This window comes from Terasakiella pusilla DSM 6293, from assembly GCF_000688235.1.
GTDB classification, from domain to species: Bacteria; Pseudomonadota; Alphaproteobacteria; order Rhodospirillales; family Terasakiellaceae; genus Terasakiella; species Terasakiella pusilla.
Map to the genome: position 1 here is coordinate 138,684 of NZ_JHYO01000007.1, position 14,378 is coordinate 153,061.

Annotated in this window: 11 protein-coding genes and 1 riboswitch; of the genes, 3 read left to right on the top strand and 8 right to left on the bottom strand. The window is 50.8% G+C overall.

The annotated features are described in order from the left end of the window. Positions 1-3 precede the first annotated feature (3 nt). The 3 genes from Q397_RS0106695 to Q397_RS0106705 form a co-directional block, all read right to left on the bottom strand. Positions 4-1,347 (bottom strand): Na(+)-translocating NADH-quinone reductase subunit A, encoded by a 1,344-nt coding sequence (locus tag Q397_RS0106695; protein ID WP_028878754.1) that lies wholly within the window; start codon positions 1,345-1,347, stop codon positions 4-6. A gap of 260 nt (positions 1,348-1,607) precedes the next feature. Next, entirely contained in the window at positions 1,608-1,817 is a 210-nt protein-coding gene (gene nqrM / locus Q397_RS0106700; protein WP_028878755.1) for a (Na+)-NQR maturation NqrM, read from the bottom strand. Between the two features lie 36 nt (positions 1,818-1,853). Beyond that, complete coding sequence (locus tag Q397_RS0106705; RefSeq protein ID WP_028878756.1) at positions 1,854-2,876, bottom strand: FAD:protein FMN transferase; 1,023 nt, start codon at positions 2,874-2,876, stop codon at positions 1,854-1,856. 212 nt (positions 2,877-3,088) lie between these two features. Between Q397_RS0106705 and Q397_RS0106710 the strand changes: the two genes are divergently transcribed. Beyond that, positions 3,089-3,805 (top strand): transporter substrate-binding domain-containing protein, encoded by a 717-nt coding sequence (locus Q397_RS0106710; protein ID WP_169737979.1) that lies wholly within the window; start codon positions 3,089-3,091, stop codon positions 3,803-3,805. Here the strand turns inward: Q397_RS0106710 and Q397_RS0106715 are convergent. The 5 genes from Q397_RS0106715 to Q397_RS23945 all read right to left on the bottom strand — a co-directional run bounded on the left by Q397_RS0106715 (position 3,802) and on the right by Q397_RS23945 (position 10,945). Then, positions 3,802-4,545, bottom strand: coding sequence for an ABC transporter permease (locus tag Q397_RS0106715; protein WP_028878758.1), 744 nt, complete (start codon positions 4,543-4,545; stop codon positions 3,802-3,804). The genes Q397_RS0106710 and Q397_RS0106715 overlap by 4 nt on opposite strands. Further along, positions 4,542-5,273 (bottom strand): ABC transporter ATP-binding protein, encoded by a 732-nt coding sequence (locus tag Q397_RS0106720; protein WP_028878759.1) that lies wholly within the window; start codon positions 5,271-5,273, stop codon positions 4,542-4,544. The genes Q397_RS0106715 and Q397_RS0106720 overlap by 4 nt, the downstream gene beginning before the upstream one ends. Then, positions 5,270-5,953, bottom strand: coding sequence for a thiaminase II (gene tenA, locus Q397_RS0106725; RefSeq protein WP_028878760.1), 684 nt, complete (start codon positions 5,951-5,953; stop codon positions 5,270-5,272). Before tenA ends, Q397_RS0106720 begins: the two co-directional genes overlap by 4 nt. 1 nt (position 5,954) lies before the next feature. After that, positions 5,955-6,905 carry an ABC transporter substrate-binding protein gene (locus Q397_RS0106730; RefSeq protein WP_028878761.1) on the bottom strand — a complete coding sequence of 317 codons (951 nt, stop codon included), beginning with the start codon at positions 6,903-6,905 and terminating at the stop codon, positions 5,955-5,957. 120 nt (positions 6,906-7,025) lie between these two features. Then, positions 7,026-7,116, bottom strand: a riboswitch (TPP riboswitch). 40 nt (positions 7,117-7,156) lie between these two features. Further along, complete coding sequence (locus Q397_RS23945) at positions 7,157-10,945, bottom strand: DNA topoisomerase (RefSeq protein ID WP_051609780.1); 3,789 nt, start codon at positions 10,943-10,945, stop codon at positions 7,157-7,159. A gap of 137 nt (positions 10,946-11,082) precedes the next feature. On the opposite strand from Q397_RS23945, the gene rlmF reads away from it, so the two are divergent. Next, complete coding sequence (gene rlmF, locus Q397_RS0106740; RefSeq protein WP_084148970.1) at positions 11,083-12,015, top strand: 23S rRNA (adenine(1618)-N(6))-methyltransferase RlmF; 933 nt, start codon at positions 11,083-11,085, stop codon at positions 12,013-12,015. Positions 12,016-12,151: 136 nt separating this feature from the next. Next, positions 12,152-14,092: a DEAD/DEAH box helicase gene (locus tag Q397_RS21425; protein ID WP_051609781.1), complete on the top strand. Its 1,941-nt coding sequence runs from the start codon at positions 12,152-12,154 to the stop codon at positions 14,090-14,092. The last annotated feature ends 286 nt before the right edge of the window (positions 14,093-14,378 follow it).

Genomic DNA, 14,378 nt, shown 5'->3' on the forward strand with positions numbered 1-14,378 from the left:
CGATCAGCCCTCCTTCTCGATCTGTGTGAGGTTCTCGCGCAGTGCTTCACCGTAGTTATATTTACTATGACAAACAAAACTGCAAAGCGAGAGATCTTCCTCTGCCAATTCCAATGCGCCAAGCGCTTGTGCGGCGTCGGTATCTTTCACCAACAGGGCGCGCAACAATTGCGTCGGCAAAATATCCAGCGGTACAACTGCTTCATAAGACCCGGTCGGCACCATTGCACGGTAGCTACCGTTGCGGTTGGTGGTCAGGTTAAACAGCTTACTCGGCGTCAACGCAGACAGGTTCACGCGGGAGAAGGAATATTTGCTGAATTTCGGGATCAACCAGCCCAAGATTTCGCGCTCACGCCCTTCATGAAGGACAGTGACCTGCGTATGATAACGCCCCAGATACGCAAACGTATCTTCTGCGGTATCACCGGACAGGAGAGAACCGGAAATGACACGACAGTCATCGTAGTTCAACTCGTTTGCCGTCAAATCATCAAGGTTTGCACCGATACGGGTACGCACCAGACGCGGCTTGGTCACCCCCGGACCAGCCAGAGACACAACGCGGTTCGGGGAACGTTCGCCAGTGACAAACAGTTTACCGATTGCGATCACATCCTGATAATTGATGGTCCAGACCGTTTTCGTGGCACTGACCGGATCAAGGAAGTGAATGTGCGTGCCCGCGTTACCCGCAGGGTGGGGGCCTTCAAACTCTTCAAAACGGACATTTGCAATATCTGCGCCCGGAAGCGTATTGCCCGGTGCCTGACAAACAAATGTCGGACCATCCGTCAGTTTAGAGATCAGCACAAGACCGTTATAGAAGTCTTCTTTTGACTCTTCGATGATCACGTTCGCATCAGCCGCCAGCGGATTGGTATCCATCGCGGTGACAAAAATAGAACGTGGTGTATCCTGAGAATGTGGCACCTTGCTGTACGGACGGGTCAGAAAACAGGTCCAACCGCCAGACGTTGTCAATTGATCACGGACAACCTCGCGCGATAGGCCCGCAAGTTCTTCAGGCTTGTACTTATTAAACTGTACAGCCTCTTCGTTTTCGTCCAGTTCAATAACAACTGATTCCAAGACACGGCGATGCCCACGGTTAATGGCAACAACTTTACCACCACCCGGTGCAGCATAGGTAATGTCCGGGCATTGTTTATCAACAAACAATGCTTGCCCGCGCTTTACGCTATCGCCGACTTCCACTTTCATAGAAGGTTTAATCCAACCAAAGTTCGGACCTAACAAGGCAACGGTCTTAACCGGGTTGCCATCGTAGATTTTCTGCTCTGGCGCACCGATAATCGGCACATCCAAACCTTTTTTAATCTTCATCCCAAAAAACTATCCCTCTTCTAGCTTCGTTTGACACGAAGGGACACACGTTTAAAAAACGCAAAAACTGCACGCAAGTACCACAAATTAAATGCTGATACAATTGTGACCTTCACTTATTTTGGTACTACCTTTTTCGCAATTTCAATGAGTTGTACTTATAAATGAAGGGGTTAAAAGAACTTGGCCCACATTTTACTCATAAACGAAAAAGGTACTAAAATCCCGCATTGCACAAAAGACAACGCGGGATTGTTCGGTTAGCTATCTTTTAAGCGCGCCCGCAGCTTTTTTTGATAGCAACTATTCGGATCGTTCGGACGCTTGCAGACCACACAGTGATCGGCGTCACTAATCGCATTTAAGCCGCCGCAGCTTCCCTGAATGGGTTTGCGTTTAAACATCACCCCCACAGCCATGCCGACAATGACCAGAATGACCACGCAGAAAGCCACTAGAAAAGTTTGCATTACTTATTCTCCCAATCCAGACACTGCCATGCCCGTCTATTGTACGCCATTTTCATATGCCTCGAAATGAGACGTTTGTTTTTCAACAAACCCCTGACCCTCGCGGATCAGGAAAAAAGCAGCAATTCCATTTTTTTCCGCCAAGGCGGGACCATCAACTTCCCCCATTGCCAGAAGGGCGGTTGCCAAACCATCAGCTTGCATCGCCGTCTCACTCAGCACCGTCACGGATGCAAGCTGATGCGCAACAGGTCGTCCGGTTCTGGGGTCGATAATATGGGTATATCGCTTCCCATTCGCTTCAAAGAAATTGCGATAATCCCCCGATGTTGCCATCCCTGTTCCATGTACGGGAAACACCCGATAAACAGAACGGCTGGTGACATCCGGTTTCTCAATCGCAATCTGCCACGCTTCCTGACGGGCGTTGAGGCCTTTTACCCGCAAGTCTCCGCCAATTTCAACCATGTAATTCTCAATACCCTGACTTTCAAGGTAGCGCGCCAATTGGTCAATGCCGTAGCCCTTCGCAATTGCAGACAGGTTAACTGTCACACCGGGCATGCTTTTACGCATTGCCATGGGCTCGGCACGGGTTTCCACTTTTTGATATCCGACAACAGACAAGGCCTGCGCAATATCGTCATCCGAAGGCGGCTCGTTACTCTTTTCCCGCGTTGAAAACCCCCATAGCTTAATCAAAGGTTCCATGGTCACATCGAATCGCCCGTCGGTCAACACGCTGATTTTTTGCGCCGCTTCTGTCACATGATACAAGTCCTGTGAAACCGAAATCCAATCGGTCGAGGCAGAAGAGTTAAAGCGCACCAACTCTGAATCCTTCACCCAAAGAGACATTTTATCGTTCACATCTTTGAGCAACGCGCTCAAGTCATTGCGCACCGTTTCAGCGGGCAAATCGTCAGGCAGGTCAATCACCTTGACCATAAATGTCGTGCCCATGGTGGAGCCGGAAAAAGATGTCTCCGTACTCGCCTGCGGGGAACCATCACACGCCGCGACCAATAACAAAACCAGAACCGTTACGATATACCGCATGGGCCTACCTTCCTATGTGGGTGGGGAAGGGCTGTATATAGGTGAAATCAGCTATAGAGTAAAGAAAAGGAGAGTAAGATCACACCTCATTGCCCGAACAACACCAGTCATAGGTTTGGAGGCTCAAAGCAAAAAAGGCATTAAAGATTGATTTCTTAACAAAATTATTCAATCATTACAATCCAAAACTCCCCTCCAAAAATAAGTCCGCTGTGATCGAAATGTACAAAAAGCTCACCCTCTTCCTCACCTTGATGACAGCATCCTTCTCTAGTTATGCAGCCGATACTGAAATCAACTTGTATCTAATTTCTATCGAGAACGAATTGGAAGAAGGCGCAAACTTTAAACTCAATAATATAATTCAAAGCATTACAGCTCAACACACTCCTGCTTTCAAAGCCAATTTCAGTCCGGTCAAACGAACACTTCGCGACTTTTGGCATGATAAGCATTCTTGCTTATTCCCAGCATCACTCTCTGCAATTCGCGAAAAATGGCCGGAAAAAAGCGACACCCCTTTGCTCGAAACCATCAAAATCAGAACTGCAATTGCCAGAGTCTATACAAATCGAAAGAAAAGCGATTTTAAAAACAAACAAGACCTGAAAAACAGAAAAATAGGTGTCATTCGCGGATCTACTCTGGAAACTTTCGCCAACAAATTTGGCGCGAGTGTCACTAAAGCCACTTCAGAAAAACAATTGTTTTCCATGTTGGCCTCAAACCGAATTGATGGTGCTTTGTTATACGATACAATCGCCGAAAAACATTTGAAAATGCCGGACTACCAACACATTTCATTCAATCCATCTCTCGAAATTACGAGAACAGGAACACGTATCATCTGCCATAACTTTCCCGGCGCAGAACAGATCATCGAAAATCTATCTCGGCGCATAAAAAGTTTAGCCCATAAAACGTCTTAATCCCCCCCATATCGCTTAGACAACCGCGTCAACGCCAACCCGGTCAGCCCGTATAAGCTCATAGAGATAAAGCCGAGAGTGAGGAGGGCGGCGAACATTAGGTCTGTTTTGACCCGTCCGTTTGCCAGCAACATCAGATAACCCAACCCTTGGGACGATCCGACCCATTCCCCAATCGTCGCCCCAATAGGGGCATAGACAGCCGCCAAGCGGATACCGGAAAACAGCGATGGCATAGCAGCGGGGACTTTAATGAAAAAGAGTGTTCTGCGAGTTGAAGCCTGCATCACTTTGGCAAGGTCCAGAAGCCGCTTAGGTGTTCTCGACAGGCCATCATGAAAAGCCGAGGTCACGGGGAAATAGATAATCAGGATCGCCATCACCACCTTGGACGTCATGCCATATCCTAGCCACAGCGTCAGCACAGGGGCCAGCGCAAAAACGGGTAGGGCTTGGCTGAACACCAAAAGCGGGCGCACAAACAGGCGCGCAGACTTTGAGGTCTCCAGATGCAAGGCAGTTGCCACACCAAACGAAATGCCGATCAACAAACCGAGGAACACTTCGGTCAACGTGACCAGCGCATGTTCAAAGATCAGATCAACATTATCAATAAATGATAGAAAAACGGCCACCGGGGCGGGGAGAATATAGCGCGGTGGTTCGGCAAACCAGATAATCGTCTGCCAAATTAACAAGACGGACAGGACCGCCGCTGCACTGTAGCGCCAGCCTCTCATTGCTCATTCCCCCTAATTTGGGCCAGTAACTCGTTTTGTAAAGTAAAGACGGCCTCGTCACGATAATCTTTGGGGAAGGGGGGCTGTAAACTTGGGGCCACATGCAGGTCATGGCTATTCAGGATATAAATCTGACTGCACAGGCGCACGGCTTCGCCCGGGTCGTGAGTAACCAGCAAAATCGTTCTGCCTTTTAAGGTCTCAGCTACCAGCTCCTGCATCTGGAATTTTGTTTTCGCATCCAGCGCGGAAAACGGCTCATCCAGCAAGACAATCGGCGTATCTTCCATCAAGGTCCGGGCAAGGGCAGCGCGTTGACGCTGGCCGCCTGACAGTTCAGAGGGATATTTATCCTGATGATCCTGCAAGCCCACCTGTTCAATGATCTGGGCTTTTTTTGCCTGATCAGCCGCCGTGCCGCGCAGCTTTGCGCCCAGAGAAATATTTTCCGATATGGTTGCCCACGGCAGCAGCAGATCACTTTGCGCCATATAGGACACACGCGAGGCGACGTCTAGATGATCACTCGCCGTAATCGTTCCTTCAAACGTCACATGGGTGTCCAGTCCGGCAAGGACGCGCAGCAAAGTTGATTTCCCCACACCGGAAGGACCGAGCAAGCAAGTCCATTGCCCCGCTATGATCTCCACCTTTAGGGTATCAAACAACAACCCTTTTGCGTCAAAAGCTTTGCCTTCAATCTCAATTGCCGGACCGAATACACTCATGCTTCGTCTTTCGCCTCAAACGCCATCCCCCAGAAATCACGTTCCAGACGGGTTGCTGTCTCGAAATGTTTCTGTAAGGTCTGCCAACGTCCGGTCTGTTGATACGCATCGCCCAGACGGCTGAGGACAGCTTGGTCAATCAACGCGCCCAAATCAGCGCAAAGCGCCTGATAGTCAGCGGCTGCGTAGGTATCGATCCATTCCCGATAGGTTTTCGACGTGGCTGCTTTATCCAGATTAACACCGATTTCTCCGTACCCCATCACGCATGGGGCCAAGGCTGCCATCATATCCAAAAAGTCACCGGAATATCCGGCTTCCAGCACATAGCGGGTGTAGAGCATGTTCTGCGGCAGTTCTGCTGTATTTTCCAGCTCCTCCAGACTAATGCCAGCCTCCGCACAAATGCCGATATGGAGCTGCATTTCTTCATGCAATAGGGCGTGCACGACACTAGAGGCCGCCTTCATCTCCGCAAGGTTACCCGCTTTTGTGACCGCCAGCGCCCAGGCGCGGGAGAAATGGATCAGGAAAACATAGTCCTGACGCAGATAAGTCAGAAAGGCTTCCTTCGACAAAGTGCCATCGCCCAAACCTTTGACGAAGCCATGCTCTGTATATTCACTCCAGACGTGCGGACAAGATGCCCGCAACGCCTCAAATACCTTACCGTATGCCATGTTATTTCGCCGATACATCAACAGCAAGTTTGGAAACCGGTTGTTCTTCCTTCACCAAACCTGACTTCATCAAGAAGGATTGGAACGCCTGATAACGACCCGCATCAAACGCAGCCGGACGCAGCGCAAAGCGTGGGATGGTATCCAGCCAAGCACGGCGGTTCAGCTCGTTTTGCAGCTCTTTAGACGTGCCGCTAAAGAGTTCCCAGCTTTCTTTCGGATTGTTGATGATGTACTGGGTTGCCAGTTCAGTCGCTTTCATAAACTTCGCGAGCATGGCTTTGTCCATCGTCTCCGCATTTGCCACATAGATCAGCTCGTCATAAGCAGGCACGCCTTCTTCTTCAAGGTAGAAGCAACGGCCCGGTTCATTTTCGATATCCATCTGGTTCAGCTCAAAGTTACGGAACGCGCCGATCACCGCATCCACCTGACCAGACATCAACGCCGGAGAAAGAGAGAAGTTGACATTAATCAGTTCCACATCATCCAGCTTGACGCCATGGGTGTTCAGCACGGTCCCTAACAAAGCTTCTTCCACACCCGCGACGGAATAGCCGATCTTTTTGCCTTTCAGGTCCGCAGGCGTTTTGATCGGGCCATCTTTAAGGACCAACAAACAACTCAGCGGCGTTGCCACCAACGTGCCTACACGTGCCAACGGCAAACCTTCACTGACCTGCAAATGAAGTTGCGGCTGATAGCTCACCGCAAGATCAGCCTGACCCGCGGCAACAAGTTTCGGCGGGGCAGATGGATCAGCCGGGGCGATGATTTCCACATCCAGCCCGGCATCTGCAAAATAGCCCTTTTCCTGCGCGATGATCAGCGGCCCATGATCCGGGTTGACGAACCAATCGAGCAGGACTTTAACCTCATCCGCGGCTTGCGCCATCGAAACAGTCATAAGGGAGGTCATTGCGACAGACGCCGCGAGAAGAAACTTTCTCATTCGTTTTATCTTTCATTCGGTGACGTGCCTGCACGCAGACACAACAAAACGCTTAGTCAGGATAAAACCCACCCAGATTGTCGGATAATAAAAATACGTATCAGGAAAAACGATGAGATCGCAATCTACAAAGTGACTTCCCACGCCAGCATTATCCGGTTCAGGTCCTAAGGGTAAGTCTCAGCCCCAACGGGCACCCCTGTCATAAAAGTCACAATAAGCGCAGACGCTATAATGTCAAGCGCAGTCCGCTATAGCTTTAACCACACCGCCAATTCACTTGCCGCAGAGAGCGCATCATAAAGCCCACCATTTTCAGGCAAACATGCCACAACAGCTTTGGTGTTCATGTGCTGAAGCTGGCTGCTCAACACCGCATAGGCGAGGGTAAAATGGTCAAGCTCATCAAACGCAAGCGCAACAGTCTTGCCGGAAAACGTCATGTTGATGATCTGCGCTGTCTTATCAATCGCTTTCACCACACCAATCTCGCCAGCCAACACATCCTGATCCAGATTGTTTTCGCACGCGATCACCTTATCGCCCACACGATAGCGCACCCCGAAACGTTCAACTTGCGACGATGCTTGCTCCCCGTTCAGCAGATGTTGTAAATGACGGTTGAGCGCCATGGTCCCCAACGGGCCACCTTGTCCCGCACAGACAACCTGAATGTCCTTGATCGCATTAAATTTAAACCGTTTGGGCAAGCGGTTTTGAACGATCTCGCTCAGTTTACGCACCCCATCGTCTGGATTAGCCACATCAAGTTTAAAAAAGTCACTGGCATCCGCACGTACCTCAAGTGGTTTATTGTGTCGCAAGGCCGTCAAGGCTTGCACACGCTGGCTCTCTGGGGCGCTCAAGACGGGCAGGGCGATCGGATGTGCTTTCATTCCCTCCAGCATTTGGGCAGAGGTCAGGGCCGGACTTTTTTGGAAATCACCGACAAACAAACACGCTGCCTCCGGGTCCAAGGCATCCAGCAACGGACCTAACATGGCGCGATCAATCACATGGGCGTCTTGCACAATCATCAGAGTACAGTCCAGACGTTTGCGCGCGGTGTGCTTATACTTTTGCGTCTTCGCGGTCCAACCTAAGGCTTTGACCACAGATTTCGCATCCAGATCAGATAGGGCCGCCAACTCTTTCGCCTGCCCACGGGTCGGCGCAACCACAGTGACCTTTTGTCCCTTCGCCAGTAAAATCTCTGCCACTGCTTTCAGGACAGGGCCAACTTGTGCCCCTGCCGCCACATCAAGGGCAGACACTTTGCAGGTTAACAGACGTCGTGCGACCTCCTGCACGGGTGGGGGAAGTTGCAGCTTAAACTTTTGGATCGCCCACGTCAGGGCCCGTGCGCCATCAAATTCAGGCCAGGGCACAGCCCCTTGATTCAGCGCCTTCAAGCGTTTAGCAATATCCTGATCCTGCTTGTGCCAAACAGCTAAAGAAAGATCACCTTGAGACGTGATGATCTCTTTTGCCTCCAGCTCCACCTCCAACGCTTGTGCTAGAACTTGCGTCGTCAGGGACAAACGCTTTTCCAACATGGCAAACAAGCCATCTTTGGGGCGGGGGCTACGCGATTGGTTGAGCGCGTGATAGAGTGCCGCCCCCGCACGCACCACACTTTCCGGTGATAATCCGGCTTTTTGGGCCAGTTTATCTGCATTTTCAAAGCCAAATGTCTTCACGTCCCGGATGACCTGATAGGGGCTTTTTTGCAGGGTTTCCAGCGTCTTATCCCCGTAGACCTTATAAAGGCGCAAGGCATAGATGGGGGGGATGCGACATTCCCCCAAAGCATTGCCAATCACCTTACAGGCTTTCTTGGCCTCCAGATGCTCCGAGATCGCTTTGACCTTAGCCGCACTAATGCCTTTGACATCGGCAAGGCGTTCGGGTGTTTCTTCAACGATTTTAACACTTTCAGCGCCAAAGCTCGCGATAATCTCCTGCGCCATTTTTTCGGTGATGTCGCCAAACATCCCACTGGTCAACTGCCGTTCTGCGGCTTTTAACGGGTCAACCTTACCGCCCAGATGTTCATCCAGAAATTCCTTGCACACCTGAAAATCCGATGTGTAACCTTTGGGCAGGCTCAAGCCTTTTTCCGTCGCGATCTTTTTGGTGACTTCCAACATCTTGGGTGTCGGCTTGCCACCCTTAAGTCCTTTCGGGGCCTTGATCCCTGTTACGATCTTGGGGGCTTGGGCGGCATTTTGACGGATCACACTGATCAGGCGTGCCGTTGCGTTGCCAATTTCATCCCAGACATCGCGCGCGGATCGTTCCCCCAACAAGACATCATCCAGCTTCATCTCCCACAAGGCCGTCACACCCGGGTCCACAAGTTCAGGGGCGGCGGCTTTTAGGGTTTTAAACAAGGTCAAACCGGCTTCGCTGGGGACGATGTTCTTGCCTTTTTGCATCAGGAACTTTTGTAGTTTAAGGCCGGAGATGATGGAGGCCCGCGTTGCAGGCGTGCCGATGCCCTTAGCCTCTTTCAGGCGGCTTTGCAGGTCTTTATCTTCCACAAACTTCCATGCGTTCTGCATGGCATCAATCAAGGTCCCTTCAGAAAAACGCTTGGGCGGCTTGGTCTTTTTGAGATCCACCTCAACAGGGGACAGGGTCGCCATATCCCCATCCTTGACGGGGGGCAGCTCGCCTGCGTCTTCCTCTTTCTTCTCCATCACGTCGGTGTAGACAGACTTCCAGCCTTGATTTAGCGGGATGTTCCCCGTGATCTTAAACTCGATCGTTTTATCCTCAGGGATCAAAACATCCATGGAAATAGAGGTCGATTCATAGGTGTAATCTGGCATCAGGATCGCGAGATAGGAACTTGCAACCAGATCAAACATCTTGCGCTCGTCCTCGCTCAAGCGCGGATAAATCTGCGAGATGCGATCCATGGTGTTTTTGTTGGGCACAATCGCGTGGTGAGACACGCCTTTTAAGGCCTCGTCACTAAAGTGGCCCGCTTTGCCTTTGCGCACCTGCGGCTGGCTCAAATCCAGTTCCTGATACTGGGGCAGTCGTTGCAGGCCGCGCACGATCTCGCCGATATCTTCGATTTGGTTTTCAGACAGGTAACGTGATTCCGCACGCGGATAAGTCTGGATTTTCTTGCCATCACCGTCATAGAGCTCTTGGGCGATTTCCAGTGTTTTATCCGCATTCCAGCCCCATTTGCGCGAACAGATTTTCTGTAGCTCCGGCAAATCCAACAGCCTGGGCGGTTTCTTCGTCTTGACAGTCTTTGTTGCTTTTAACGGGCCGTTAAACCCATCGGCATGGCCACGTAATTCATCAGCACGTGCTTTATCGGTGATCTTGTCCTTAGGCGCATGTTTCAGCGTCAGCGTGCCGGCCTCTGTCTGGGCAGTTGCGACAATATGATAATAATCGCTCTCGCTAAACTTCTGGATTTCCAGTTCCCGGATACAGACAATGGCAAGGGTGGGGGTCTTGACCCGCCCGATCCCAATCGCGCCATATTGCCCCGGTTCCTTTAGGGCAACCGTTGCCGCACGCGTCAAAGACAAATTATAGACCTGATCTGCCTGTTGGCGCGCAACTGCCGCTTGGCCCAGGTTTTGATATTTGTCGTTTGGCTCCAACTTCTCAAAGGCTTGGCGAAGCGTCTTTTCGTCCTGCGCAGTAAAGATTGCGCGCTCCACCGGTCCTTTGAAGCGGTAATGGCGCAGCAGTTCTTCCCCAATCAACTGTCCCTCACGGTCACAGTCAGTCGCGAGGATCACTCTATCTGCTGTCTTCAACCCCGCTTCAATCGCCATCAGCTTGTTACGTGCCGAGGGCGATGCATCGGGGGCGGGGCAGGTTGGATAAAAATCGTCAGGTTTCAACAGATCAAACGACCATTTCCCCCACTTCCCATTGACCTTTTGCGGTTCTTGCAGGCTCAATAAATGGCCTTCGGCGGCAAGGATTTCGCCGTACTTATTGCCAATTGCCGCAGCAAGGTCTTTCTTCTGGGACGTTTTTTCGGTGATAATGATGGTCTTCACAACGGCGCCGATTTTTTGTTGATCTGAGAGAGGCTGTTTTTAGACATTTTATACTCCGATATCACCCCTTATATTCAAGCCTAAAAGAAAAGTTTTTTTATCAAGGCTCGCCACAAACCCGATGGAATGTGATATCCATGCGGACCCACACCGCTGACAACAGGTTTTCTATGGATCGTAAATCCAAACTTCATCCACGCAACCGTCATAAAGACGGGTACGACTTTACCAAATTACATGCAAGCTTGCCTGCGCTCAAAAGCTTTACAAAGAAAAACCCATCCGGGCAAAGCACCATCGACTTTCAGGATGACAAGGCCGTGCGCACCCTGAACCAAGCCTTGCTAAAAGCCTATTACGGGATTGAATTTTGGAACATCCCCCCAAATTACCTGTGCCCCCCCATACCCGGCCGTGTGGATTATATCCATCATCTCGCTGACCTGTTAGCTGACGATAATAACGGGGACATCCCGTGCGGGCGGGACGTTCATGTGCTCGACATCGGGACAGGGGCCAATTTGGTCTATCCCTTAACCGGACAGGCGGAATATGGCTGGCAGTTTAGCGGCAGTGATATTGATGTGGTTTCCCTCAAGGCCGCCAAAGAAATCTGTCAATCCAACAAATTAAAGATAGCCCTTAAGCATCAGAAAAATAAAAACAATATCTTTAAGGGCATCATCGGATCAAAAGACTATTTTCACCTGACCATGTGCAACCCGCCTTTTCATGCGTCTGAAGCCGAAGCCAACAAAGGCACGCAGCGCAAATGGAAAAATCTGGGTAAAGGTCAATCAACCAAATTGAATTTTGGCGGACAAAAAGCCGAACTTTGGTGTCCCGGTGGTGAACGCCGCTTCATCACCCGCATGATTGAGGAAAGCGCTGACTTTGCCGATCAATGCCGATGGTTTACAACGCTTGTTTCTAAAAAAGAAAATCTGCCACACCTTGAACGACAATTGCACAAGACCAACGTTATGGACTATAAAGTCATCGACATGGCGCAAGGACAGAAGATCAGTCGCTTTATCGCTTGGACATTTATTCAAAAAGAAGACCGATAGCTTTAAAAAAGCACGGTTCTTTCGTATGGGGGGCTATTTTTCATGGTGACGTTCCCCATATATGCTCTATAAGACAGCCAACCCACTGCAATGAGGAGTGGTTGATAATCCCTCATTTTCGGAAAAAAGATAGAATATGACAAAATTTAACGGTGTTGTTTCCTCCCTTGAACAAGCTTTGATCAAACGAGGGTACGAAACACTAACACCCGTTCAGGAAGCTGTGACAGCCCCTGAAATGCGCCAGGTGGATGCGCTTGTATCCGCCCAGACCGGCTCTGGTAAAACAGTTGCTTTCGGCCTGAACTTCGCCCCCACCATCTTGGGTGACGCCAGCCACTTTTCTGGCGCAAGCAACCCTTTGGCTCTGATCATCGCCCCTACGCGCGAACTGGCTTTGCAGGTCAAACGCGAGTTGGAATGGCTCTACGAATTTACCGGTGCTAAAATCGCCTCCTGCGTTGGCGGGATGGATATGCGCACAGAACGCAACAACCTCTCACGCGGCTCCCACATCGTGGTCGGCACGCCGGGGCGTTTGCGCGACCATATTGAACGTGGCTCCCTGAATACAAGTGAACTGCGCTGCGTTGTTTTGGATGAAGCAGATGAAATGCTGGATCTGGGGTTTCGTGATGAACTGGAATGTATCCTTGATACCACGCCAGCAGAACGCCAGACTCTGATGTTTTCTGCCACCGTTGGGCGCGGCATTGCCAGCCTTGCTAAACGCTATCAACGCGATGCGGTGCGTCTGGAAACAAAAGCACCGGAAAAACAGCACAAAGATATTGATTATAAAGCCTTTACCGTTGCGCCAAGCGATCGGGAAAATGCCATCATCAATATCCTGCGCTTCCACGAAGCCCGCAATACCATCATTTTCTGTTCCACCCGCGCAACTGTTAACCATTTGCACAGTCGCCTGAACAACCGTGGTTTTTCGGTTGTCGCACTGTCCGGTGAACTAAGCCAGAACGAACGTTCACACGCACTGCAAGCCATGCGTGATGGCCGTGCGCGCGTCTGTGTTGCAACGGATGTGGCTGCACGCGGGATCGATCTGCCCGGTCTGGAACTGGTCATTCACGCCGATGTGCCAAGAAACAGCGAAGCCTTGCTTCACCGCAGTGGCCGTACAGGGCGTGCAGGGCAAAAAGGGGTAAGCGCCCTTGTTGTGCCATACAACCAGCGTCGCCGCACAGAACGTTTGCTGGAACATGCAGAGATTGCTGCTGCCTGGACAAATCCACCTTCTCTGGAAGAGGTTTTGAAACAGGATCAGGAACGTTTTCTCAATAACCCTGCCTTTGAAGAAGCTGTACAGGAAACGGAAAAAGACTTCCTGCAAACGGTCATGGCGAAATACAGCCCGGAACAGATTGCACTGGCGCTTATTCGCCTGCAAAACACCAGTCAACCCGCACCGGAAGAATTGCTGGACGCCCCCGCACCAAGAGAGCGCGGGGAACGTGGAGAGCGGAGCGACCGTGCCAACAAAGCCGACCGTGTCGATTTTGAAAATGGCGCCTGGGTCAGCCTGTCCATCGGTCGTAAACATAACGCAGAGCCAAGATGGGTTCTGCCCATGTTGCTGCGTGCCGGTCATTTGGCAAAAAGCGAGATCGGATCCATCAAAATTCAGGAAGACGTCACCTATGTCGAATTTCACCCCGACAGTGTAGAAAAATTCCTGGCAGCCGTTGGTCCAAGCCGCAAAGTGGAAAGTGGCGTCACTATTGACCTGCTGAAAGAAAAGCCCGCATTTGAATCTTCCGGCCCCCGCAGACGCGGCGGCGGCGGCGGACGAGGCGACAAACCAGCCTTTGGTCGCAAAAGAGATCGCGACGACAGAGACCCACGCCCTAAAAAACCAACGCACCGAGGAAAAGGCGCGGACCAGAAAAACTTTGAGGAAAGAAGCGAAGAAAAACGCTCTTTCCAAGACGATAGTCCCCGCAAAAAGAAAGACTTTAAACCCAAAGGGAAAAAGTCATACAAACCCAAAGGTGGCGGGGACGACAAAGGCGGCATGACCCCGATGAAGCGGAAGAAAAAGCCTAGACCCACATCCTGATACAAAAAGGGCCTTACGTATAACGCGTAAGGCCTCAGATCTCTGACAAACCCCGTCAATTTTGGCGGGGTTTGTTATTTTCTATAAGGTTGTGTTTTTTTGTTCTGTTGGACATTTCTTTAAGCAGGTTGCTCCACTGCTTCATTTTCAGGCATATGTGGGCGTTCCAGTGGGTAAATATCGCCATAAAAACCTGAGACGGGCTAAGATGAGGGCGATTTTCTTGATGTTTTGGGCGGTGGCTGCCATCAAGCATTGCTCTTTCACTTTAGTCAGGCCTCTCAGA